Origin of the sequence: Corynebacterium sp. HMSC034A01 (assembly GCF_001838175.1) — a bacterium.
GTDB lineage: Bacteria > Actinomycetota > Actinomycetes > Mycobacteriales > Mycobacteriaceae > Corynebacterium.
On record NZ_KV835975.1, the window covers coordinates 106676 to 129919 of the forward strand.

At 65.7% G+C, this 23244-nt stretch carries 24 protein-coding genes; 15 read left to right on the top strand and 9 right to left on the bottom strand.

The window, feature by feature from the left end; all coding sequences use genetic code 11:
* Positions 1-31: 31 nt before the first annotated feature.
* The 6 genes from HMPREF2791_RS09585 to HMPREF2791_RS09610 all read left to right on the top strand — a co-directional run bounded on the left by HMPREF2791_RS09585 (position 32) and on the right by HMPREF2791_RS09610 (position 5869).
* Positions 32-1318 carry an amino acid permease gene (locus tag HMPREF2791_RS09585; RefSeq protein WP_083290117.1) on the top strand — a complete coding sequence of 429 codons (1287 nt, stop codon included), beginning with the start codon at positions 32-34 and terminating at the stop codon, positions 1316-1318.
* Positions 1315-2331, top strand: coding sequence for a histidinol-phosphate transaminase (gene hisC, locus HMPREF2791_RS09590; protein WP_070845159.1), 1017 nt, complete (start codon positions 1315-1317; stop codon positions 2329-2331). The genes HMPREF2791_RS09585 and hisC overlap by 4 nt, the downstream gene beginning before the upstream one ends.
* Positions 2321-3655 (top strand): MFS transporter, encoded by a 1335-nt coding sequence (locus tag HMPREF2791_RS09595; protein ID WP_070472671.1) that lies wholly within the window; start codon positions 2321-2323, stop codon positions 3653-3655. The genes hisC and HMPREF2791_RS09595 overlap by 11 nt, the downstream gene beginning before the upstream one ends.
* Positions 3656-3787: 132 nt before the next feature.
* The gene (locus tag HMPREF2791_RS09600; RefSeq protein WP_070472674.1) at positions 3788-4438 is read left to right on the top strand and encodes a 50S ribosomal protein L25/general stress protein Ctc; all 651 of its coding nucleotides are present in this window, start codon (positions 3788-3790) and stop codon (positions 4436-4438) included.
* Between the two features lie 79 nt (positions 4439-4517).
* Positions 4518-5069, top strand: a complete 552-nt coding sequence (gene pth / locus HMPREF2791_RS09605) for an aminoacyl-tRNA hydrolase (protein ID WP_070473044.1) — start codon at positions 4518-4520, stop codon at positions 5067-5069.
* 5 nt (positions 5070-5074) lie between these two features.
* Positions 5075-5869 (top strand): fumarylacetoacetate hydrolase family protein, encoded by a 795-nt coding sequence (locus tag HMPREF2791_RS09610; protein ID WP_070472677.1) that lies wholly within the window; start codon positions 5075-5077, stop codon positions 5867-5869.
* On the opposite strand, the gene HMPREF2791_RS09615 is transcribed toward HMPREF2791_RS09610, so the two are convergent.
* Both HMPREF2791_RS09615 and HMPREF2791_RS09620 read right to left on the bottom strand, forming a co-directional pair.
* Positions 5866-6177 (bottom strand): hypothetical protein, encoded by a 312-nt coding sequence (locus HMPREF2791_RS09615; protein ID WP_070845160.1) that lies wholly within the window; start codon positions 6175-6177, stop codon positions 5866-5868. The two genes, HMPREF2791_RS09610 and HMPREF2791_RS09615, sit on opposite strands and share 4 nt — an antisense overlap.
* A 23-nt stretch (positions 6178-6200) precedes the next feature.
* Positions 6201-7091, bottom strand: coding sequence for an NAD(P)H-dependent flavin oxidoreductase (locus HMPREF2791_RS09620; RefSeq protein ID WP_070845161.1), 891 nt, complete (start codon positions 7089-7091; stop codon positions 6201-6203).
* Between HMPREF2791_RS09620 and pth (HMPREF2791_RS09625) the strand changes: the two genes are divergently transcribed.
* Both pth (HMPREF2791_RS09625) and HMPREF2791_RS09630 read left to right on the top strand, forming a co-directional pair.
* Positions 7090-7668 (top strand): aminoacyl-tRNA hydrolase, encoded by a 579-nt coding sequence (pth, locus tag HMPREF2791_RS09625; RefSeq protein ID WP_246825497.1) that lies wholly within the window; start codon positions 7090-7092, stop codon positions 7666-7668. The two genes, HMPREF2791_RS09620 and pth (HMPREF2791_RS09625), sit on opposite strands and share 2 nt — an antisense overlap.
* A gap of 10 nt (positions 7669-7678) precedes the next feature.
* Positions 7679-8248: a DUF6891 domain-containing protein gene (locus HMPREF2791_RS09630; RefSeq protein WP_070845162.1), complete on the top strand. Its 570-nt coding sequence runs from the start codon at positions 7679-7681 to the stop codon at positions 8246-8248.
* Here the strand turns inward: HMPREF2791_RS09630 and HMPREF2791_RS09635 are convergent.
* Positions 8245-8784, bottom strand: a complete 540-nt coding sequence (locus HMPREF2791_RS09635; RefSeq protein WP_070845163.1) for an NADPH-dependent FMN reductase — start codon at positions 8782-8784, stop codon at positions 8245-8247. The two genes, HMPREF2791_RS09630 and HMPREF2791_RS09635, sit on opposite strands and share 4 nt — an antisense overlap.
* Positions 8785-8831: 47 nt before the next feature.
* Between HMPREF2791_RS09635 and HMPREF2791_RS09640 the strand changes: the two genes are divergently transcribed.
* Positions 8832-10463, top strand: coding sequence for a peptide chain release factor 3 (locus HMPREF2791_RS09640; protein ID WP_070845164.1), 1632 nt, complete (start codon positions 8832-8834; stop codon positions 10461-10463).
* Here the strand turns inward: HMPREF2791_RS09640 and HMPREF2791_RS09645 are convergent.
* From HMPREF2791_RS09645 to HMPREF2791_RS09665, 5 genes are read right to left on the bottom strand one after another with little or no spacing between them, the layout of a single operon-like run.
* Entirely contained in the window at positions 10460-11332 is an 873-nt protein-coding gene (locus HMPREF2791_RS09645) for a patatin-like phospholipase family protein (RefSeq protein WP_070845165.1), read from the bottom strand. The two genes, HMPREF2791_RS09640 and HMPREF2791_RS09645, sit on opposite strands and share 4 nt — an antisense overlap.
* Positions 11329-12006: a dethiobiotin synthase gene (gene bioD, locus HMPREF2791_RS09650; protein ID WP_070845166.1), complete on the bottom strand. Its 678-nt coding sequence runs from the start codon at positions 12004-12006 to the stop codon at positions 11329-11331. Before bioD ends, HMPREF2791_RS09645 begins: the two co-directional genes overlap by 4 nt.
* Complete coding sequence (locus tag HMPREF2791_RS09655; RefSeq protein ID WP_070845167.1) at positions 12003-13268, bottom strand: adenosylmethionine--8-amino-7-oxononanoate transaminase; 1266 nt, start codon at positions 13266-13268, stop codon at positions 12003-12005. The genes bioD and HMPREF2791_RS09655 overlap by 4 nt, the downstream gene beginning before the upstream one ends.
* Positions 13269-13316: 48 nt before the next feature.
* Entirely contained in the window at positions 13317-14201 is an 885-nt protein-coding gene (locus HMPREF2791_RS09660; protein ID WP_070845168.1) for an SDR family oxidoreductase, read from the bottom strand.
* A gap of 27 nt (positions 14202-14228) precedes the next feature.
* Positions 14229-15332, bottom strand: coding sequence for a YihY/virulence factor BrkB family protein (locus HMPREF2791_RS09665; RefSeq protein WP_070845169.1), 1104 nt, complete (start codon positions 15330-15332; stop codon positions 14229-14231).
* 153 nt (positions 15333-15485) lie between these two features.
* On the opposite strand from HMPREF2791_RS09665, the gene HMPREF2791_RS09670 reads away from it, so the two are divergent.
* Both HMPREF2791_RS09670 and HMPREF2791_RS09675 read left to right on the top strand, forming a co-directional pair.
* A complete protein-coding gene (locus HMPREF2791_RS09670; RefSeq protein ID WP_070845170.1) occupies positions 15486-16544 on the top strand; it encodes an HNH endonuclease signature motif containing protein in 1059 nt (352 codons plus the stop codon).
* Positions 16545-16569: 25 nt separating this feature from the next.
* Positions 16570-16962, top strand: coding sequence for a hypothetical protein (locus tag HMPREF2791_RS09675; protein WP_070845171.1), 393 nt, complete (start codon positions 16570-16572; stop codon positions 16960-16962).
* On the opposite strand, the gene HMPREF2791_RS09680 is transcribed toward HMPREF2791_RS09675, so the two are convergent.
* A complete protein-coding gene (locus HMPREF2791_RS09680) occupies positions 16963-18468 on the bottom strand; it encodes an SLC13 family permease (protein WP_070845172.1) in 1506 nt (501 codons plus the stop codon). It lies immediately after the preceding gene.
* Positions 18469-18590: 122 nt separating this feature from the next.
* Here HMPREF2791_RS09680 and HMPREF2791_RS09685 point away from each other — a divergent pair, with 122 nt between their 5' ends.
* From HMPREF2791_RS09685 to HMPREF2791_RS09700, 4 genes are all read left to right on the top strand, one after another.
* On the top strand, positions 18591-18776 hold the full coding sequence (locus HMPREF2791_RS09685) for a hypothetical protein (RefSeq protein ID WP_070845173.1): 186 nt from the start codon (positions 18591-18593) through the stop codon (positions 18774-18776).
* A complete protein-coding gene (gene pepT / locus HMPREF2791_RS09690) occupies positions 18773-19978 on the top strand; it encodes a peptidase T (protein WP_070472710.1) in 1206 nt (401 codons plus the stop codon). The genes HMPREF2791_RS09685 and pepT overlap by 4 nt, the downstream gene beginning before the upstream one ends.
* Before the next feature lie 85 nt (positions 19979-20063).
* Positions 20064-21194 (top strand): ATP-binding protein, encoded by a 1131-nt coding sequence (locus HMPREF2791_RS09695; protein ID WP_070845174.1) that lies wholly within the window; start codon positions 20064-20066, stop codon positions 21192-21194.
* A gap of 52 nt (positions 21195-21246) precedes the next feature.
* A partial coding sequence (locus HMPREF2791_RS09700) for an MMPL family transporter (protein WP_070845175.1) occupies positions 21247-23244 on the top strand: 1998 nt, incomplete at its 3' end.

The window sequence follows — 23244 nt, forward strand, 5'->3', positions numbered from 1 at the left end:
CCTGAACAGGAGCGTCAAAAGTCGGCAATTGATGATGATTGCCTTTGGTTCGTCGATAGGCACGGGCCTGTTTTTGGGCTCCGCCGGATCGATCCAGTACGCCGGGCCCGCGGTGTTGATCTCCTTCGCGCTCGTCGGGCTGATCGTGTACTTCCTCATGCGCATGCTCGGCGAGATGGCGGTGGAGCACCCCGTCTCCGGGTCGTTCGCGGCGTACTCCCGCGCGTTCATCGGGCCGGTGGCCGGCTTCATCACCGGCTGGAACTGGTGGTTCACCACCGTCGTGGTGGGGATGCTGGAGCTGACGGCCATGGGCACATTCTTGGACTACTGGTTTCCCGGGTTGCCGCACTGGGTCACCGCGCTGGTCACGCTAGTCCTGGTTGTTGTGCTGAATCTGTTCAACGTGCGCGTCTTCGCCGCGACCGAGTACTGGCTGTCGCTGATCAAGGTCGCCGCTCTCGTGCTCATGATCGTGCTCGGGTTTGCCCTGGTGGCCGGTCTCGGCCCCGACGAGCCGATCGGGTTCTCCAACATCACCGAGCACGGCGGGTTCATGCCCAACGGCCCCTCCGGCGTGCTGTTCGCGCTGGTGGCGGTGACGTTCACGTTCGGCGGCATCATGTCCATCGGCACCGCCGCCGGCGAGGCGGACAACCCCAAGACCGCCATCCCGCGCGCAGTGAACTCGGTGGTATGGCGCATTCTGGTGTTCTACCTCGGCGGCATCGGCACCATCCTGCTGCTGGCACCCTGGAACGAGCAAGAAACGAACGAAAGCCCGTTTATCCGCGTGCTTGCCGGTGTCGGCTTCGGCCCGGCGGCCACGGCACTCAACGTGGTCATCGTGGTGGCGGTGTTCTCGGTGCTCAACACCATGACGTATTCGGGTGCCCGCATGCTGCGCGACCTCGCCCGCAACGGCCAGGCGCCGCGCGCATTCGCGGCAACCAGCGCGAAAGGGCTGCCCACCAGAGCCCTGCTTTTCGACGCCGCGCTCATGGGCACCGTCGTCATCCTGAACTTCTTCTTCGAAGGTAAGATCTTCGCGGTGCTGCTGGCGATTATCGTCGGCACCGAGCTGATCACCTGGGCGGGCATCTGTATCTCCCACCTGAACTTCCGCAAGACTGCCAAGAGCGCAACCTTCGCGGCGCCGATGTATCCAGCGGCCAACTGGATCTGTATCGCGTTTTTCCTCCTCGTGCTCGTGTTAATGGGTATTCTTCCGGAATACCGGATGGGCCTTGCCACGCTGACCGGCTGGATCATCGTGCTGGGCCTGATCTCACTGACCACGCAGAGGAGCCGCGCATGATCCGCCCCGACCTCGAGGCCATTCCCCCGTACGTCCCGGGCGTGCGCGACGAGCGCGCCATCAAACTGTCCTCCAACGAGTGCGCCGAAGGGCCACTGCCGCCGGTGCTCGACGCCATGAGCAACACGCTCGGCGAAATAAACCGTTACCCGGACATCGGCGCGCTCCGGCTGCGCACGGCTCTGGGACAGCACCTGGGTGTGGAACCTGAGCAGGTCGCGCTCGGCGCCGGATCATCCGCGCTGTGCCAGCAGCTGGTCTCAATTGCGGCCCAGCCCGGCGACGAAGTGGTCTTTCCCTGGCGCAGCTTCGAGGCCTACCCGATCTTCGTCCAGATCGTCGGCGCCACCCCAGTGAAAGTCCCGCTCGACAGCGACAACAGGCTCGATATGCCGGCGCTCGCCGCCGCGGTGACCGAGCGCACCAAGCTGATCTTCCTCTGCAACCCGAACAACCCCACCGGCACGACAATCACCAACGCCGAGTTCACCGCCTTCATGGACAAGGTGCCGGCGGACGTGCTCGTCGTGCTCGACGAGGCCTACTTCGAGTACAACCAAGCCGCCGACACCCCAGTGGCCACCGAGGTGATCACCCGCTACCCGAATGTGGTGGGCCTTCGCACCTTCTCCAAAGCGTACGGCCTGGCAGGCGCGCGAATCGGCTACGCGTTCGGCCCGCGCCCGATCATCGACGCGCTGAACAAGGTCTCCATTCCCTTTTCCGTCAGCGCGATCGCGCAAGAGGCGGCGCTCGCCTCGCTCGAAGCACAGGAGGCGCTGCGTGCGCGTATCGACGGCACCGTGGCCGAGCGGAGCCGTGTCGTCGCAAAGCTTGGGCTTGCAGCAAGCCAGGCGAACTTCGTGTGGTTGCCCGGCGCAGGCAAAGAGTTGGCCGACCGGCTGGCCGCGGAAGGCGTGCTGGTGCGCTCCTTCCCTGAAGGCATCCGCGTGACGGTGACGAACACGGAAGAAACCGACGCGCTTTTGGAGGCCTTCGACCGTGCGCAGTGAACGCCGTCGCGTCGTCGCGGCCACCACCATCGGCACCGCCATCGAGTGGTACGACTATTTCCTCTACGCGGCCGTCGCCGGCTTGGTGTTCAACCAGGTCATGTTCGGCCCGCTCGGGCCCGCCGCGGCGACGATTGCCAGCTTCCTCACCGTGGGCCTGTCCTTTTTGTTCCGGCCGTTGGGTGCGGTGCTGGCAGGCCACTTCGGCGACCGGCTGGGCCGGCGCGGGGTGCTCATGGTCACGCTGTTCACCATGGGCACCGCCACAGCGCTGATCGGTCTTTTACCCACGTATGAAACCGCTGGCTGGTTCGCGCCAGCCGCCCTGGTGTTCCTGCGCATCCTGCAGGGCACCTCTGCAGGAGGTGAGTGGGGCTCGGCGGTGCTTCTGGCCGTGGAACACGCACCGGCCGACAAGCGTGGCCTTTACGGCGCCGGACCCCAGGTGGGCGTGCCGGCGGGGCTTTTGCTGTCATCCGGTGTGCTGGCGCTGATGACCATGATCGCCCCGGGGGATGCGTTTCTGCAGTGGGGCTGGCGCGTGCCGTTTCTGCTTTCCATCGGCCTGACCGTGCTGGGCTGGTGGATCCGTACCGGCGTGGAGGAATCGCCCGTGGTGGAGGAAATGCGCGAGGTCGGCGCGCGTAACCCGGTCGGCTCGCTGTTCAAGCGCCACGCCGGGCTCGTGCTCGCCGCCGCGCTGATCTTCGCCGCAAACGGCACGGTGGGCTACATGACCACCGGCGGCTACATCCAGAACTACGTCACCGACCCGGCCGGGCTCGCCATCGAACGCGGCGACATCCTGTGGGCCGTCACCGCCTCAGCCGCCACTTGGCTGTGCACCACCGCGTTCGCCGGCTGGGTCTCCGACTTCATCGGCCGCCGCCGCACGCTTGCGATCGGCTTCGTCGTGCAGGCAGCCGGCGTGTTGGCGCTGTTCCCGCTGGTGAACACCGGATCGTTGCCAAAAATCACCGCGGCGCTGATCTTCCTCACCGTCGGGCTCGGCCTGACCTACGGACAAATCGGCGCGTTCTACGCCGAGCTCTTCCCCGCCTCCATCCGTGCCTCCGGCGCCTCCATTTCCTACGCCCTCGGCGCGATCCTGGGCGGCGCGTTCGCCCCCACCATCGCCGCGGCCCTGCGCGAGGCGACGGGCGGCACCACCGCCATCACCGTGTACTTGATGGCGGCGACGGTCACGGGCCTCGTCGTCACGCTGCTGATGCGCGAGCGCCGGGGCATCCCGCTCGGGCACGAGTTTGAGGAGGCCCAGGCAAGCGGGCATTTTGTGTGGCAAAAACCGCCTGCTACCCTGTAGCAGTCTCGGCGAGGGCCTTGATAGGCCGTTATCGACGCGATTTTGAGATCCTTTGCGATCACTCGACGAGCACATATCCGTTTAGTGGTCGCAGGCAAGGCCTGTGGCCCTTCACACACGAAGGAGTACAACATGGCTATTACCCCCACCGTTATCAAGGGTGAGCGTCGCGAGGAGTTCGGCAAGGGCTCCGCACGCCGTCTGCGCCGCGACGGCAAGATCCCGGGTGTCCTGTACGAAAAGGGCATCGAGAACATCCACTTCGCGGTCGACCGCATTGAGATGACCGCAATCGTGCGTAACGACGGCGCCAACGCCATCGTCGAGCTCGAGCTCGACGGCGAGAAGCTGCTGGCCATGGTCAAGCACATCGACCAGAACGTGCTCACCCTGGACATCGACCACATCGACCTGTTCGGCATTAAGCGCGGCGAGAAGGTCACCGTCGAGGTCCCTGTTGTCATGGAGGGCGAGGCTGCTCCGGGCGCAGTTGTGCTGCAGGAGACCGACTACGTGGAGATCGAGATCGACGCGCTGTCCATCCCGGACGAGCTGACCGTCTCCATCGAGGGCAAGGAGATCGGCGACGCGCTCTACGCAACCGATGTCAAGCTACCGGAGGGCGCAGAGCTCATCTCCGACGCGGAGACCCTCATCGTCAACGTCACCTACGAGCAGGTTGACGAGGACCTCGAGGCTGAGGCCGAGGCCGCTGAGGAAGGCGGCGCCGAGGCTGGCGCTGAGTCCGAGGCTCCGGCTGAGGAGAAGGGCGACGAGGAGTAAATCCTCCCCTCCCCAACCCGCCACCGCATCCCCGCGGCGGCGGGTTTTCCGCATTTTCGGGTGGGTTATCCTCGTGGGCGTGACTATCTTGATCGTCGGCCTTGGCAACCCCGGCCCGCAGTACGCCGCCACGCGGCACAACGCGGGCGTGTTCGTCGTGGAGGAGCTGCTCGGCCGCGCCACCCCGATGCCGGCGCAACTTGCGGTGCACAAGCGCACGAACACGGAGATCGCCGAGCTTGCGAAGGGGCGCTTGCTTGACGACGACCATGCGGTCATCGCCCGCACCCGGGCCTTCATGAACGTCTCCGGTGGGCCAGTCAAAGCACTGATGGACTACTTCAGCGTGAAGCCGGAAGACCTGTACGTGGTGCACGACGAGCTGGATTTGGAACTCGGCGAGGTGAAGCTGCGCCTGGGCGGCGGCGACCACGGGCACAACGGGTTGAAGTCCATCACGAAATCGCTGGGCGGCAAGCCGTACAACAAGGTGGCGGTGGGCATTGGGCGCCCGCCCGGACGGATGGCGCCGGCGGACTACGTGCTCAAACCATTCAGCGCGAAGGAGCAGGTGGACTTGGCTATCGCGTCCGCAGACGCGGCAGATGAGATCCTGCGCGCGATAAGCTAGTGTGCATGAAACTTGCCACGATCAGGACCGGAAGCACCACCACCGCTGCCCGCGTTATCGGCGAGGGAAGGGCGGTGACGTTGGGCGCGGAGGACGTCGGAACGCTGCTGCGCGACGGCACTTTCGAAGAAGGCGAGGAGATCACCTTCACCCCGGGCGACCTCGCGCCGGTGATCCCGCGCCCCGGCAAAATCATCTGCGTCGGCTTGAACTACGCCAAGCACATCGCCGAGATGGGGCACGAGCAGCCGGACGTGCCCACCTTGTTCATCAAGTACCCGGAGGCGCTCATCGGCGCCCACGACGACGCCGAAGTACCCAGCTTCAACGCCGACACCCTCGATTTTGAGGGCGAGCTCGCGGTGGTAATCGGCACCCGCGCCCGCCACGCGACCAACGGCGCGGAGCACATCGCGGGATACTCGGTGATCAACGACTACACCCAGCGCCACTACCAAAAGCGCACGCAGCAGTGGCACCAGGGCAAGTCCCTGGAGAAAACTGCCGGTTTCGGACCGTGGCTGGACACCGAGTGGCAGCCGGGGCCCGCCATCACCACCACCGTCAACGGCGAGGTAATGCAGCACGCCCCCACCGACGACCTGGTGTTCACGCCCGCGAAGCTGGTGGAGTTCATCTCGCACCTCTACCCGCTCGAGCCCGGTGACGTCATCGCCACCGGCACCCCCGCCGGCGTGGGCCACGCCCGCGAGCCGAAGCGCTACCTTGCTGACGGCGACACGGTGCGCGTGGAAATCGAGGGCTTGGGCGCGATCGAGAACACCACGCGGGTGTATTAGCGGCTGAGCTGGTCCAGCAGACGGACCTCAGCCTCGGCGATCATCTGCAGCGGGAACAGCAAGATCGCCAGCGGCAACGCGCTGAGCATGACCCCACCGAACTTTTCGGTCGGGTGCCTGTCCGCGCCGCCGTTGATCTGGTCGAGCCCGTTCATGATGTTGGTCATGAGGAAGCTGTAGAGCCCCCACGCGCTGCCGCTGTATGCGACATCGTGCGAAGCAGGCGCGGCGGGAGCGGCCGGGGCGAGCGCGCCCATTGCAAGCGCGCCGGTGGTTGCGGTGGCAATGGCAATCTTGGAAAGTTTCATGCCCCTAACATCGTCGCTGCCAGCTAGGGCGTTAGCATCCGCTCGATTTCACGCGCGGGTGCGTCCATGAGCTCGCCGCGGTCCGCGCCGACGAGGCAGTAGTCGTTCTCCCTGGTCATGGGCCTCAGGTACGGGTAGGTCGGCGGCAGGTCCGGGTGTTCGCGGGTGAACGCGGTTTCCAGCCCGCTCGCCCACCGCCCAGAGAACGCGCGCGAGACCACCGCGGGCGCGTCCGTGCGCAGAAGTTCGCGGTTGCGCGCGCTGGTGCCGGCTTCGTCGGCGAGCAGAAATGCGGTGCCGCAGGCGACAGGGACGCCAAGCGTTTCGACGTCCTCCGGCCCCCGCACCCCTCCCGCCGCGATCACCGGACCGCTAGCCAGCGCGAGCAGCTCCTCCAGCGTTCGTTGGTCCGGGACCTCGTGCTGGTCCCAGGTGGCGCGGTGACCGCCGGCGCGCGGGCCCTGGACGATCACGCCGTCGACGCCCCTGCGCTTCGCCTCGGCGATCTCGGCGGGGTTGGTCACCGTCGCCCACGCCTCCGAGCCCGCGGCGTGCAGCTGGGCAATCTCAGCTTCGGTGAAGCAACCGAAAGTGGACGAGACCACGGCGGGTGCAGCGTCGAGGACGAGGGCGAACTTCTCCGCGTAGTCGGACGAGACGTCCGGGACTTCTTGGCGGAGGCGGCGGGCGACCGCGTGGACGTCGGCAAGCTTTGGCTCCCGCTGGGGCACAAACAAGTTGGCGCCGAACGGCGGCTCGCACGCGGCGAGCCACTCGCGGGCCTGGGCGACAGTGCAGGTGCCGAGCGCGATGAACCCGAAGCTCACCGCGTTGACGAGTGCGGGCGTGGACGGTCCGCCGGCCATGGGTGCTGCGATCACTCGTGGAAACTCCATGGCTAGAGTATGCGTCATGTTCCGATTCTTCAGGCGTAAACGCGCGCCCAAGCTGGAGGCGCAGTGGCTCGTGGTGGGGCTGGGCAACCCGGGCGCGAAGTACGCCGCCACCAGGCATAACGTTGGCTACATGGCGCTCGACGAGTTGGCTGGCGAGCTTGCGCCGGTGCCCGGGGTCAAAGCGCTGGTGCAGGTGCGCGATCGCGTGGCTTACGCGCGCTCGACGACGTACATGAACACCACCGGCGAGGCCGTCGGCCCGCTGGCGGCGCAGCTGGGCGTGGCGCCGGATCGCATCATTGTGGTGCACGACGAGCTGGACCTGCCCGCCGGGAAGGTACGCGTGAAGCTCGGCGGCAACGAGAACGGCCACAACGGGCTGAAATCCATCACCGAGCACCTGGGCACCCGCGACTACCTGCGCGTGCGCATGGGTATCGGGCGCCCGCCGCAGGGCATGAGCGTGCCGGACTGGGTGCTCTCCCCCATCGAGGGCGACATCTCCGGCCAGATCGCGCTCGCCGCCGAGGCTGTGCAGTTGATTGTCAGCGAAGGCCTAGGAAAGGCACAAAACGTGATCCACGCAACACGGTAGGTTGTGGGGCATGACCCGCCATGCCATGTTCGACAGCAAATACCCGCCCGCGCCCGGCCTGTTTGAAACCGACGAGACCACCAGCGAAATCTGCCTCCAGCTCTGCCACGGTTGGAGCTCCAGCCAAATTGAAAGCTGGCTGGAAGACAACGAGCGCCCGACGGACCTCATCGACGAAGTCCGCGAGGAATACGCCCGCTTCGTCCCCGAGGCCTCGGAGGACGCCAAACGCATCGACGCGCTGCGCGAGGCGCTGGCCAAGCGCGACCTCTCCTTCTCCTTCGACACGGGCTACGACAAGGACGAGGCCGCCGACGACGGCGCCGACCTCGCCCGCGAAGAAGGCCGCAAAGGCTACGCCTACTGCACCATGCAGGACGTGGACTGCGTCATCCACATCGGGCGGCTCTACTTCGGCTTCAGTTCCCTGGACAACCCGGGCGACGAATCCGACGCCGAGATCGGCCAGGCAATCGTCGAGGCGCTCGAAGAGGTCGGCTTTAGCCCTGAGTGGAACGGCAAGCAGACCGGGCGCATCACATGCGAGGGGCTGAAGTTCGAGCTCCCGCTGACGGACTAGCCCAGCTTCTCCTCCAGGTCGCTCAGCGCGCGCGTGAGCGCCGCCTGCTTGTGCTCGCGCGGGGAAAGCTCACCGTCGTTGACGTCCTCGCCGAAGATGTTCAGCGCCACCTGGTTGCGGATGTCCGTCATGGACAGATTCGCCACGATCTGGCGCCAGTGCTCGACGGCGCGCACGCCGCCGTCTGCGCCGTAGCTCACAAACGCTACGGGCTTACCGGCCCACTCGCCGAACAGCGAGTCGAAGGCGTTTTTCATCGTGCCCGGGATGGAGTGGTTGTACTCCGGGGTGACAAAGACGAACCCGTCGCAGGCGTCCACGGCCTTGGACCAGGCGGTGACGGCCGGGTCGTCGTATTGCTTGTTCGTCGCGCCCGGCACAACCTCCGCGACGAGGTGCGGCACGTCGAAATCAGCCAGGTCGAGCAGGCGGTAGTCCGCGTCGCGCTCGGCGGCAGCGTCCATCACCCAGGCGCCGATTTGCTCGCCGATGCGGCCAGTGCGTACAGATCCAAGAAACACTCCGATTGTTGTCATGGACACGACTGTACTTGGCCGGAGGTGCGTCGATAAGCTAGCTGCTTATGAGTACCGTTTCCGAGGCCGCGCGCCGCCGCACATTCGCCGTCATCGCCCACCCGGACGCCGGTAAGTCGACGATCACGGAGGCGCTGGCGCTGCACGCGCACGTCATTTCGGAGGCGGGCGCGGTGCACGGCAAGGGCAACCGCAAGTCCACCGTGTCGGACTGGATGGAGATGGAAAAGGACCGCGGCATTTCGGTCGCGTCCTCGGCGCTGCAGTTCGAGTACGCGCCCGACGGCCACGAGGGCGAGCCGTACGTGGTCAACCTGGTGGACACCCCGGGCCACGCGGACTTCTCCGAGGACACCTACCGTGTGCTTTCCGCCGTCGATGCCGCAGTGATGCTTATCGACGCAGCCAAAGGCCTCGAGCCGCAAACCCTGAAACTGTTCCGCGTGTGCAAGGCCCGCGGGCTGCCGATTGTCACCGTGATCAACAAGTGGGACCGCGTGGGCCGCGAGCCGCTCGAGCTTGTGGACGAGATCGTCTCCGAGATCGACCTGCAGCCGACGCCGCTGTACTGGCCGGTGGGCGAGGCGGGCGATTTCCGCGGGCTCGCGCACGTCTCCCGCGACGGCGACATCGACGGGTATGTGCACTTCACGCGCACCGCCGGCGGCTCCACCATCGCCCCGGAAGAGCACTACTCCCCCGACGAGGCCCTGGCGAAAGAAGGCGACGCGTGGGACACCGCCGTCGAGGAGGCGTCGCTTCTGCTTGAGGACGGCGCCGTGCACGACCAGCAGCTCTTCGAGCAGTGCATCACCTCGCCGATCATTTTCGCCTCCGCGATGCTGAACTTCGGCGTGCACCAAATCTTGGACACGCTGTGCGCCATCGCCCCGGCGCCAGAGGGCCGCGCCTCGGACCCGAAGGCCATCGAGGCATCCACCACCACGATGGACGAGCAGCGCGAGGTCGGCGATGACTTCTCCGGCGTGGTGTTCAAGGTCCAGGCCGGCATGGACAAAAACCACCGCGACACCCTGGCATTCATGCGCGTGGTCTCCGGTGAATTCGACCGCGGCATGCAGGTCACGCACGCGCAGTCCGGCCGCAGCTTTTCCACGAAGTACGCGCTCACGGTGTTCGGCCGCAACCGCGACACCGTGGAGACGGCGTACCCGGGCGACATCATCGGCCTGGTCAACGCTGGCGCGCTCGCCCCCGGCGACACGATCTACGCCGGCAAGAAGGTGCAGTTCCCGCCGATGCCGCAGTTCGCGCCGGAGCACTTCCGCACGCTGCGCGCCAAGTCGCTGGGCAAGTACAAGCAGTTCCGAAAGGCGCTGGACCAGCTGGACGCCGAGGGCGTGGTGCAGATCCTGCGCAACGACGCCCGCGGCGACGCCGCCCCCGTCATGGCCGCGGTCGGCCCAATGCAGTTCGAGGTCATGCAGGCCCGCATGGAAAACGAGTACAACGTCGAAACTGTCACCGAGCCGATCCCGTACTCGGTGGCGCGCCGCACCGACGCCGACTCCGCGCAGGAGCTGGGGCGTCAGCGCGGCGTGGAGATCTTCACCCGCACCGACGGCGAGCTCATCGCCCTGTTCGGCGACAAGTGGAAGCTCGCGTTCGTGGAGAAGGAGCACCCGGAGCTGACCATCGAGCCGCTCATCGCGGACTAGCGCTTCGCGGTAAGGAACTCGCGCATCGCAGGCCAGTCGCGTTCCACCTGCGCCTGGCCGGCCGCGTAGTTCGCCCGCAGTTTCTCCGCGTCGAGCTCGGTAGACTCCACTCCCATCGCGTCGGGGAAGAAGATGTAGGCGTTGCCGGCGTCGGCTTCGTCGATAAGCGACTGCTTCGCAGCGTTGTAGATCTCGGGTCGAGCGACCATCGCGTCGGCGACCTTCGGCGTGTTGCGCAGGATGCGGCGCACGGCGCGCTCGCGTTTCTGCGGCCCCTTGACGTAGTCGCGCGGTCGGGTGAGCACAGCGAGGAAACGGGTGTAGCCTGCGGCGCGGGCGGCGTCGATGAGCAAACCGCCCGAGGTTCCCAGCGCGCCGTCGACGTAGGGCACGCCGTCGATTTCGCGCATTTTCATCAGGATTGGCAGCGTCGACGACGTTCGGGCTGCAAGGGCGACGTCCTCCAAGGTGCGCAGGTCGTCGCGGTTGAACGCCACCGTCTCCCCTGTGTCGGCGCGCACCGCCTCAACGTGGACCTCCTCGGTGGTCCGGGTAAACGTGTCGAAGTCGAACGGCAGAACGTCCTCGGATTGCTCGTACGCCCACTCGCCGTTGATCAGGCCCTTGCCCCGCACCACAGAGCGCCAGCCGCCGAATTTGGGGTTGCCAACGAACTCCGTGAAGGCATTCTCGGAGCGCCACGTGTCGCGGGAGGCGAAGTTCAACGCGTGCACCGAACCGGCGGAAATGCCGCCGACCCAGCCGACCTGGACCTCCTCCGCGATGAGCTTTTCCACCACGGGGGCGGTGTACGAGTTGCGGGTGCCTCCTCCTTCGAAGATGAGGGCGGTGTCGCGGGCGTCAATCATGCACGCGAGCCTACGCGCACGGCCTCCCCGATCGCCTCCCACGCGACTTCCGCGAATTCGGCCGTGTCGAGGCGCCCGCAGCCTTCCGGCAGGTGGCCCCAGTACTCGGCGCCGGTGACTTCCGGCAGCTCCTCGACGTTAAGCCGCGTAGGCAGGTCCGGGTTGTCCGGCATGCTGCCGCCGATGAGCCCCAGCACCTCCAGTCCCATGGCGCGGGCGTGGACGCACGTCAGCTCGGCGAGGTTCAAACTACCCAGGCCCAGCGAGGTCACCACCACCAGCGGCGCGCCTGTGGCCTGTGCAATGTCGGCGAGCGTGTAATCGTCTGCGAGCCGCACCAGCAGCCCGCCGGCGCCTTCGACCAGCACCACACGATCCGGGGCGTCGAGGCCACGGATCCATTCGGCGACCTCGTCCAGGCTCGGGGTTTGCATCCCCGCGCGCCGCGCGGCAAGGTTCGGCGCGAGCGGTTCCGGGTAGCGCCACCGCTCGAACGTCTCAATGCCAGCAAGCTTCTCGACGACTGACGCGTCCCCCTGCCCCGGTGCCTCCCCCGTCTGGATGGGTTTGGCGGCCACGACGTCGACGCCGCGGCGCTTGAGCACGGCCGCGACGGCGGCGGTGGCGACGGTTTTTCCCACGTCGGTGTTGGTGCCGGTGATGGCGATGATCATTTCGTGGCCTCCTTGGCTGCTGCCGCAATGCCCCGGCAGATCTGGGCAATCTCTTCTTCTGTGCAGATGTAGGGCGGCATCGTGTAGATCAGCCGGCCGAATGGGCGGATCCACACGCCTTCTGCCATGGCGGCCTCGGTGGTTTCGCGCATGGGCGCGTCGCGTTCGAGTTCGACGACGCCGATGGCGCCAAGCACGCGCACATCCGCCACACCCGGGGTGTCTGCTAACGGGCGCAGTCCGCGCTCGAGGCCGGCTTCGATGCGGGCAACCTGGTCGCGCCATTGCCCCTCCGCCACCATCGCAACCGATTCAGCCGCGACCGCGCAGGCGAGCGGGTTGGCCATGAAGGTCGGGCCGTGCATGAGCGCTTTCGGCTGCATCCCGGACGCGATCGTTTCGGTGGCCATGGTGGCGGCGAGCGTCATGAACCCACCGGTCATCGCCTTGCCCACGCACATGATGTCGGGCACCACGCCGTTGTCCAGTGTGGTGAACAACTGGCCGGTGCGGCCGAACCCGGTAGCGATCTCGTCGGCGATAAGGGGGATACCGGAGGCGTCGCAAAGCTGGCGAAGCCCCACAAGCAGCTCGGGGTCGTGGAAGCGCATGCCGCCGGCGCCCTGGACCACCGGCTCGACGATCACACCGGCGATCTCCGGGGTGATCAGGCGCGCGAACTGTTCGAGGTAGACATCGCGGTCGGCGGCGGACGACCCGCGCACCGGCGGCGCGGGAGCAAATACCTGCGGTTTGAACGCGTCACCCCACATCGCGTGCATCCCACCCTCCGGGTCGCACACGCTCATGGTGGCGAACGTGTCGCCGTGGTAGCCGGAGCGCCAGGTGAGGAAGGTGGTGCGCTCCGGATGCCCCTGCCCGATGGCGTATTGCAGCACCATCTTCATCGCCACCTCCACCGACACGGAGCCGGAGTCGGAGTAGAACACCTGAGAAAACGCCCCGCCGGTCAGCTCCAGCAGGCGTTTCGTCAGCGTCGCCGCCGGCTCGTGGGTGAGCCCGCCGAACATGACATGGCTCATTTTCGCTATCTGCGCCTCCGCCGCCGCGACCAGGCGCGGGTTGGAGTGGCCGTGGATTGCGGCCCACCAGGAGGACATGGCGTCGATGAGCACGCGGCCGTCGCAAAGCGTGATGCGCGCGCCGGAGGCACTGTCGACTGGGTAGGTGAATTGCCCCGGTTCCGCGTAGGGGTGCCAGATGTGGGCTGCGTCGATGTCAGCGATTTCATGGGCGTGCATGAGCTAGAACGTTAGCAGCTCACACCACGATTTGAACGCTGTTCAATACTACGGAGTCAACGCACCACCAGTGACCGCGAGCGTCTCGCCGGAGATGTAGGACGCGGCCTCGGATGCGAGGAAGACGTACGCACCAGCGAGCTCCGCGGGCTGACCCGGGCGGCCGATGTCGGAGTCTTGCGCGAAGTTGTCCACGACCTCCTTGGGCTGCCCCTCGGCCGGCTGAATCACGGTCCAGATCGGCCCCGGCGCGACCGCGTTGACCCGGATCCCCCTGGACGGCAGCAGCTCACCTGACAGGCCCTTGGCCAGGTTGTTGAAGGCAGCCTTGGTCATGGCGTAATCCAGCAGTTCCTTGGACGGCTCGTACGCCTGGATGGAGGTGGAAAAGATGATGGATGACCCTGGCTCCATGTGCTTGACCGCTTCCTTGGTCACACGGAAGGCGGAGTAGATGTTGGTCTTCATGGTGGCGTCGAAATCGGCGTCGGAGATGTTGAGCAGCCCGTCGTTCCACACCTGGCGCGAGGCGTTGTTGACCAGGATGTCAATGCCGCCAAGTGCCTCGATGGTCTTTTCCACCGCGGCGATGCAGTTGTCCAGCTCCTGCAGGTCTCCCGGGATCGCCACTGCTGTGCGCCCTGCGTCCTCGATGAGCTTCACAATGCGCTCCGCGTCTTCCTGCTCCTCCGGCAGGTAGGAGATGGCCACGTCCGCGCCCTCGCGGGCGAACGCGATGGCGGTGGCGGCGCCGATGCCGGAGTCGCCGCCGGTGATCAGTGCGCGTCGGCCATCGAGCTTGCCGGAGCCTTCGTAGGAATCCTGCCCCAGATCGGGCTCGGTGGCCATCTTCACGTCCAGGCCGGGGTTGTCCTGGCGCGGCTCGGAGGGGAATTCGGACGGGTATTTCGTACGGGGATCAATCAGTGTCATGCCACCACGCTACCTGCACGCCGGTGCTCAACCGTCCAAGATTTCGTCTGCCACCCGGTCGGTCCATCGCCGCATCTGCAGCCTTCCTGCAGCGCCCCGGCTGGAGCGCGGCGGCGCCTGGATGCAGCGGCGCGAATCCATCCCCGCCTGCAACTCCTTCGCGCGTAGCACCTCGGCGTCGATTTTCACGCCCATCAGCAGCACCACGTTCATCGTCCACACCAGCACCAAAACGGCCAGCACCGTTCCAAACGCGCCGTAGGTGCTGCGAACCCCCACAAGCTTCAGGTACCACCCAAAGCCCACCCACAGCCCGCTGGCCACGATTAGTGCGAGCGCCGAGCCGAGTGTGAGCACCCGGAACCGCCCGGGCCGCACGTTCGGGGTGAAATGGTAGAGCACGCTGACCAGCGCGACTGCCACCACCGCGATCACGGGGCCGCGCAGGTAGTCCCACACGGGCAGGAAGATCGAGGTGAGGTACTCCAGCTCGTCTTCCAACCGTAGTGGGCGTGCCAGTGGTCCGAGGACTGCGTTGACGATGCCGTCGGTAAGCAGCGCCCCCAAAATGATCACCACCGCGCCGATGACGAGCACCAGGGTGACCAGCCACATCGTCGCCCACGTCACCACAATCGGGCGGCCTTCAGTGCGGCCGTACATCAGGTTCGCGTTACGCGAAAACGACCGCACGTAGCCCGACGCGGACAGCAGCGAGATCAGCACCGAGACCACGAGGGCGATCGTGCTTTGCGACGGCGTCCCAACAATCGAAAGCACCAACGCCAGCGCATCTTCTTGCAGCTCCGCCGGAACGTACGAGCGGATCAAATCGGCCAGCAGCGAATCTGGGGCGTCCTCCTCGCGCGGCATGAGCAGGCTGAAGATGGAGTACGACGCCAGCAGCATCGGCGCGAGCGACAGCAGCGTGTAGTACGTCATCGCTGCGGCGCGGTCCACCATGGCGTCGTTGGAAAAATCGGTGACGATGCGGCGCAGCACTGACTTCCAGCCGGCGCGCGTGAGCCGGGTGCCAAGCGGGGAGGCGTAGTCGTGCGGGGAGACAACCACGTCGCCGGTGCCGTACGGCATGACCAGCTCAGCGCGGTAAGAGGTGCCCTTTTCTGCCATGTCAGACACTGTAACCGGGGTGTGGCGCGGATACTGTACGCGGGTTCCCAGCGTTTCCAAATCTGTGGATAACTCCCCGCCCCGCGCAGGGTTATCCACAGATTTCGTTCATGGGGGCTTGCGGAGTTGCTTTTTGCGTTTAGGTTTCCCCGCATGAGCTTCCGACACTTCGTCCAAAACCGCCCGACCGTCGACCACCTTGAAAACTTTGACCGCGAGACCGCACTTTCCATCGGCATGAGCCCGACCACCGCCACCGCCTGGCAGCAGCTGGAGGCTGTCTACTTCGGACGCACCAGACACGTCAAGCAGCAGCGCAAAGCCTTGAACAGAGCCCGCGAAGGGGACTTTTCCGTGGAACAGCTGGCTATGATCGAGCGCCGCCTAAAACCCATCGCGCATGAAGGCACGCGCTGGCGACTGCGCTTGGCGCTGCTCAAGGCATCGAAGCGGTACAAATCACTCGAACGCGCCGCAAAGAATCTGATCCCGGTGAAGAAGAAGCCGCGGAAGGATTCGATCTCGTTTTCCAAGTCCATCGATGGCAAGCGGGTGCTGCACATCATCTTCGACGAACGATTCCTCGCCGACCTCGAAGCCGCTCTGCGCCGCGGCATCGACACCTCCAAACCCGCCGGCCCGCAGATGCTCGAACGCTTCGTCGCATTGCTTCGCGACGGCGACTCCGTCCCCGCCGCCTGCCCCACCCCGCTGATTCTCGTGCCACTCGACGACCACGTCCGCATCCTCGCCGGCGACGGCGACGAGACAATCCTGGGTCTGACCGACGGCACCACCATCACCGGCGCCGAGTACCTGCAGTACCTCGCCGGCGACACCCTCCAGGTCGCGCTATTCCACCCGGAGGAAGGCGCGGTGAACCTGTATCAGGGCCAACGCCACGCAAACCGGAAGCAGCGCATCCTGGCCAAGGCGACCTCACCGGTGTGTCTGGTGCCCGACTGTCGCCACGCCGCCGACCACTGCGAAGTGCACCACGTCGTGCCCTGGAAGCACGGTGGCGAGACGAACATGAACAACCTGGCCATGCTGTGCCCGTACCACAACCGGACGAACGACGATGACGCGCACATCAACAAGCGCGGCCGCGTGCGCTTCATCGGCGGGATGCCGGTGTGGGTCTCGCCCAGGGGGTACGCGGTGCCCAATCCGTACCACCAGTTCGGGGCGATGCGCCTGCTCTTTCACTAACGGCGGCCCTATACACTCGGCGGGCATGGGATTTCTCAGTCGCGCACGGCAGCTTTTAGGCCTCGGGCATACGCCGCTGGTGGATTTTCCGGACCGGTTTGAACCTTTGGACGTCGATAGGCTTGCGGTGCACACCGCGAAACTCTCCCCCGACACCGAGGAGAAGATGGTTATCGTGACCACCACGGCGGCCGCGCTCGATCGCATCGCCGCCGGCGGCGCGGTGCAGCTGCGGCACGAAGGCGAGCGCGACGTCACTTTCGTGCCGGTGGACCGGGAGGCCGTGCCGGTGCTGGACCCGAAGCTCGGGTGGATCATTCCGGTGACGCCCGCGACCGCTAAAGAGCTCGCCGAATTGCCGAAAGGCCCAGGCGAGCACGAACTATCCGCGCTGCACCTGGGCCTGATTCTGGAGTAGCTAGAGCAGGCCGATCCAGCTCCAGTACGTCGCCGACAACAACAGGATGAGCAGGTAGCCCACGATCGTCAGCGGAATGCCGGTGCGCAGGAACTGCTTGGAGGTGAACGCGCCGGTGCCGTAGGCCAGCATGTTCTGCGGCGCGGAGACCGGCAGCAGGAAGCCGAAGCAGATGACAAACTGCTGGATGATCACGAAGCCGATGCCGTTGTTGGGCACGTCCAGGGTGGCCGCCAGCGCGATGAACACCGGTATCAGCGCGGAGGCCAGCGAGGTCGCCGAAGCGAAGCCCAGGTGGATGAGGATGTTAAACAGGCTCACCAGCGCGATCGTGGCCAGAATCGGCATGGATGCCAGGCCGATGGCACCAAACGTGGACTCCGACAGCCAGGTTGCAGCGCCCGTGTCCAGCAGGAACTTGCCCAGCGAGATGCCGGCGGCGAAGACGACCAGGGTGCCCCAGTTGATGTGCTCTTGCGCGTACTTCCAGTCCATCACGCCGATAATCGGGGTAAGCATGATACCCACCGCGACGATGGTGATGGTGGCGGAGCTGATCGGGTGCAGCACGCCCTCTGTCGCCCAGAACAGCAGCAGCGCGACTGCGATTGCGGTGAGGCGCTTCTCGGCGCCGGTCATCGGGCCCATCTCTGCAAGCTGCTTCTCGACGAGCTCACGCCCGCCCTCAATCTCCTCAGCCTCCGGCTTGATCGCCCAGCGCATGATGAAAAACAGCGCGATCGACATCAGCACAGACCACGGCGCGGCCCACAGGAACCACTGGCCCCAGGAGACGGTTTGGCCCAGTTGGTCCTCGATGAAGCCGACGGCCACCAGGTTCTGCGCCGCGGCGGTCTTGATGCCGACGTTCCAGATGGACACCGCCTGCGTCGCGGTAATCACCAGCAGCGCCGCCAGCTTCGACTCTTTGGCCAGGCCGAACGCGGCGACCATGCCCATCAGGATCGGCACCACAGCGCCGGCGCGGGCCGTTGCGGAGGGGACGAAGAACGCCAAGATGATGGAGATGGCAATCGCGCCGATGACGATGTGGGACACCTTCTCGCCCGCAGTCTTGAGCACGTAGAGCGCCAGCCGGCGGTGCAGCCCCGTGGCCTGCATGGCCGTGGCCAGCGCGAGCGCGGCACCTACCAGTGCCACCGCGGACGAGGAGAAGCCGCTCATCGCGATGCTCAGGCCCTTGGACGCGCCGACCGCCTGCCCGGTCTCCGGGTCTGTCGCAAAGGTGAGCATGATCGCGATGAGGCCGACGATGATCACGGCGGAAACCGAGTAGGACACCGCCTCGGTGACCCACATGATCACGGCGAAGGCCAGCATGCCGAGTGCGATCTTTGCCGGCATGGCCAGTCCCGCGATCGGCAGCATCACCACGACGCCGAGTGCCACAAACGCCAAGATGAACGCGATGATCTTGCCGGTGTTGCGTTCTTTTTCCACGGGTTGTTGCTCTGTGCTTGCTGCAGGTGTGACTGCTGTGGTCACTGTGCCCCTCCTTGATTCGGTTGTTATATACCTGACGCTAGTCACTCCTATAAGGCCTGCAAAATGGGATGTTCGTACGGTTAGCCGGAGGTGCGCTAAGAAGCGGGCGTAGCATCGGCGGCATGAATCTGAGCTCGCAGCTGACCTACAACATGCACCACGGCGCGGAAGATCTGCGCATCATGCTGACCACCGACATCACGAACAATTTCCTGCCCGCGTCCTGGCAGGAATCGCTTTCTGACCTCAGCCTTTCCGTGATCGGCCTGTGGGATTCGATTGTGCGCGGCGTCGGGGTGCTGCTGTGACGCAGCAGCACCTTACCGAGCGCTTCCTGCGCTACGTGCGCACCGAAAGCCAGTCCGACGCCGCCGCGGCCGCGGTCCCCTCCACCGACAGCCAGTGGGCGTTTGCGCGAATGCTTGTCGGCGACCTCACGGCCGCCGGCGCCACCGACGTGCATCTGTCGGACACGTGCGTGGTCACGGCGAAGATCCCGGGGGCGGGCACGGGGCCGTCGATAGGCTTTTGCTCGCACATGGACACGGTGGACGTGAACCTCTCCCCCACGGTAAACCCGCAGGTGACCGAGTACGCGGGCGGCGACCTGCGCCTGGGTGAGACGTGGATGCGCGCCGACGAGCACCCCGAACTCGCAGCCTATGTCGGGCAGACGATCCTGCATACCGACGGCACGAGCGTGCTCGGCGCCGACGACAAGGCCGGCGTCACCGCGATCATGGAGGCGGTCACCGCGCTTGGCGGCCAGGCGCCCGCGGGGGATGTCTACGTCGCGTTCGTGCCCGACGAGGAGATCGGACTGCGCGGCGTGCGCACCATCGACTTTGACCGCTTCCCCGTCGACTACGCCTACACCGTCGACGGCGGCGAGCTCGGCGAGGTGGTGGAGGTGACGTTCAACGCCGCCACCGCCACCATCGCGATCCAAGGGGTGAGCGCGCACCCGATGAATGCGAAGGGCAACCTGGTCAACCCGATCACGGTCGGCATGGACTTCGTTTCCCGGCTGGATCCGTTGGAAACGCCCGAGCACACCGAGGGCCTCGAGGGCTACATCTGGTGCAATCACATCGAGGGCAACCAGTCCACCTGCACGCTGAGCCTGAGCATCCGCGACCACGACCGGGCCAGCTACGAGGAGAAGAAGAAGCGGGTGCGTTTGCTTGCCGACGAGCTCGCCCACGCCCACCCCCGCGCCACCGTCACCTGCACCATCGAGGACGTCTACGGCAACATCTCGGACGCGAAAACGCCGGACAACGCCGTGGCCTCGCAGCGTTTGCGCGCGGCAATGGAGCGGCTGGGCATCGAGGCCAAGGAGCTGGACATGCGCGGCGGCACCGACGGCGCGTGGCTGTCCAACCAGGGCATTTACACGCCGAATTACTTCACTGGGGCGCACAACTTCCACTCGATCTACGAGTTTCTGCCAGTGCCGTCGCTGCAGCGCTGCTACGAGCTCACGCTCGCGCTCATGCGCGGCGAGTAGCCAGGAAAGTCCCTCCCAGCTGGGATTATAAGGAGTATAAAGAGCTCCGCGTGTATAAAGAGTATAAAGACTCTAGGAGGCACGGATGCGCAATCCCTTTATCCCCACGTTCGGCGTCTCCCCCATTGTGCTCGGCGGCGACGACAACCTCACGCGCAGCTTCGGCGCCGGCCTCGACGGCGGGCCGGGCGACCCACGACGGACCCTGCTCATCTCAGGCCCGCGCGGCATCGGCAAGACGGTCGCGCTCAACGAACTCGAAGACGAAGCCACCGGCCACGGCTGGATCGTGTTACGCGCCCAGCCCTATGACCTCATTGACCCTTTGGTCGCCACCGTGATCCCGCAGGCGCTCGCCGCGGTACGTCAACAGGACCCGGAGCGGCGCCGCATCACTGGTGTGACGGTCTCCGGCATCGGCGGATTTTCAACCACCACCGCCCCGGGCGACAAACCCGCACCATCGTTAATCGGTTCGCTCAACACACTTTGCGACGAGCTACCGCCCGAATCCGGTGCTCTGATCACCTTGGACGAAGTCCAAAGCGTCGCCGCGAATGAGCTGTGGCAACTTACTGCGGCGGTGCAGGATCTGCGCCGGGACGGGCGCGACATCGCCTTCGCCGCAGCCGGATTGCCTGACGGCGTGGAGTCGCTACTACAACACCCGGGCACCACATTTCTGCGGCGCGCCCAGCACGCCGTGCTCGCACCAATGACACCAACAGAGACGCTTTCGGTACTGAGGGACACCGCTGCGCAGGGGGCAGTCGACATCCCTCACGAGGTGCTCACGGACGCCGCAGAGCTGACCCGCGGCTACCCATTTCTCATCCAGCTCCTCGGATACCACCTGTTTGAACGGGCGAGCCGCCGGGACCAGCTCGTTTCCCACGACGACCTTGTGGCAGTTACCCCGGACGTGCTGCAGACACTTGGCGATTTGGTCCACCAACCGGCGCTTTTACACCTGCCCGCTGCCGAACTCGAATACCTCGAGGCGATGGCCGAAGTACAGGACGGCCACCAAGCGGTGCCGAGTTCAGCTGTAGCGCAGCAGTTAGGCAAACGCGTGCAGCAAGTCTCCATGGTGCGGCAGAAGCTCATCGACCGAGAGTTGATCTACTCCCCTCGCCGTGGCGCGCTCAACTTCGTTATCCCCCACATGGGCCACCACCTCAAACAACGCGCCACGCGCGACTCCGGCTGGGACTAGCCCCACACAATCATTTTGCACACACTGCGCAAGTTTGCGTACTGTGTGCAACATGTCTGAATTCCTCTACCGGCTCGGAAGCTGGTCATATAGAAAAGCCTGGCCTTTCTTGGCCGTCTGGCTCATTCTGTTGGGTGCCCTTGGTTTCGGCGCCGTGAACTTCGCAAAATCTCCCAGCCCAACCTTTTCCATGCCCGACATGGACTCCACCGTCACGCAGGAGGAGATGAACGAGCGCTTCGGCACCGACGAGGACGCGATGAGCGTGCCCTCCGGCAGCGTCGTGATCAAGGCGCCGGAGGGCAAAACACTCAAGGACCCGGAGGTGATGGCTGAGGTCGACGCGATGCTCGACGAGCTCAAGGCCACCGGTGATTTCCGCGAGCCGGAAGCGATTGTCAACCCGGTGCTCGCTGCCGGCGGCATGGCCCAGCAGATGGGCGAGGCTAAGGCAGCCCAGGGCATGCCCCAGGAGCAGATCGACGCCGACCTCGCAGCCCTGTCGCCGCTGAGCCCGGACGAAACCACCGGCACCGTGTCCGTCACCTTCACGGACGACACCATCATGGACATCCCAGAGGAGTCCCTGGACGAGGTCGAGAGCATCCTCGAGCGTTACGACGAGACCGATCTCACCGTGAAGTACAACGGCAACGCGTTCAGCGGTGCTGGCGAGATGGACGGCACCTCAGAGCTCATCGGCATGGCCGTCGCCGCGATCGTCCTGCTGGTCACCTTCGGTTCCCTGGTTGCGGCCGGTCTGCCGCTGATCGCCGCTGTTGTGGGCGTCGGCGTGGGCATCCTCGGCGTGCAGCTGGGCACGCTGTTTACCGACTCGATCTCGGATATGACACCGACGCTGGCGTCCATGATCGGGCTTGCCGTGGGCATCGATTACTCCCTGTTCATCGTCGCGCGCTTCCGCAACGAGCTGATTTCGTCGTCCGGCCTCAACAACCTGTCGCCGAAGGAACTGGCGCAGGAGCTAAAGAAGATGGACAAGGCGACGCGCGCACACGCCATGGGCATGGCGCTGGGCACGGCGGGCGGCTCCGTCGTCTTCGCAGGTACGACGGTGCTTATCGCGCTGGCCGCCCTGTCGATCATCCGCATCCCGTTCCTGACCACCATGGCGCTTGCCGCCGCGGCAACCGTCGCCATCGCCGTCCTCGTGGCGCTGACGTTCCTGCCGTCGCTGCTCGGCCTGCTGGGCACCCGCGCGTTCGCGATCCGCATCCCCGGCCCGAAGGTGCCGGATCCGGAGGACGAGAAGCCGACCATGGGCCTGCTTTGGGCCCGCCAGATCCGCGCCCGCCCCTGGCTCAACCTCATCGCCGGTGTGCTGTTGCTGGGCATCCTCGCTATCCCCGCCGCCAACCTGCGCCTGGCCATGCCGACGGACGGCACCGCGAAGCTCGGCTCCCCGCAGCGCGAGGCGTACGAGCTCATCGACGACGCCTTCGGCCACGGCCGCAACGCCCCGATGATCGCGTACGTGGACACCGCTGAGGTCGCGGAGCAGGACCGCATGGGCGCCTACCAGACGCTGCTGCAGGATTTCTCCGGCACCGAGGGTGTGGTCAACGCGCAGATCGTGCAGACCACCGAAAACTTCGACGCCGCCCAAATCCTGATTACGCCGAACTCGGGAGCGACCGACCAGGCAACCACCGACACACTGGAACGCCTGCGCGAGTTCCAGCAGCCGTTCGAGGACGAAACCGGCGCCACGTTTGGCATCACCGGCATCACGCCGATCTTCGACGACATCTCGCAGATGCTTTCCAACGTGCTGGTGCCCTACATCGCCATCGTTCTGGGGCTTGCATTCATCGTGCTGATGCTGGTGTTCCGCTCCATCTGGGTTCCGCTGATCGCCGCGCTCGGCTTCGGCCTGTCCATGGCAGCCACCTTCGGCGTGACCGTGGCCATCTTCCAGGAAGGGATGTTCGGCCTCATCGAGGACCCGCAGCCGCTGCTGTCCTTCCTGCCCATCATGCTCATCGGTCTCACCTTCGGTCTGGCCATGGACTACCAGGTCTTCCTGGTC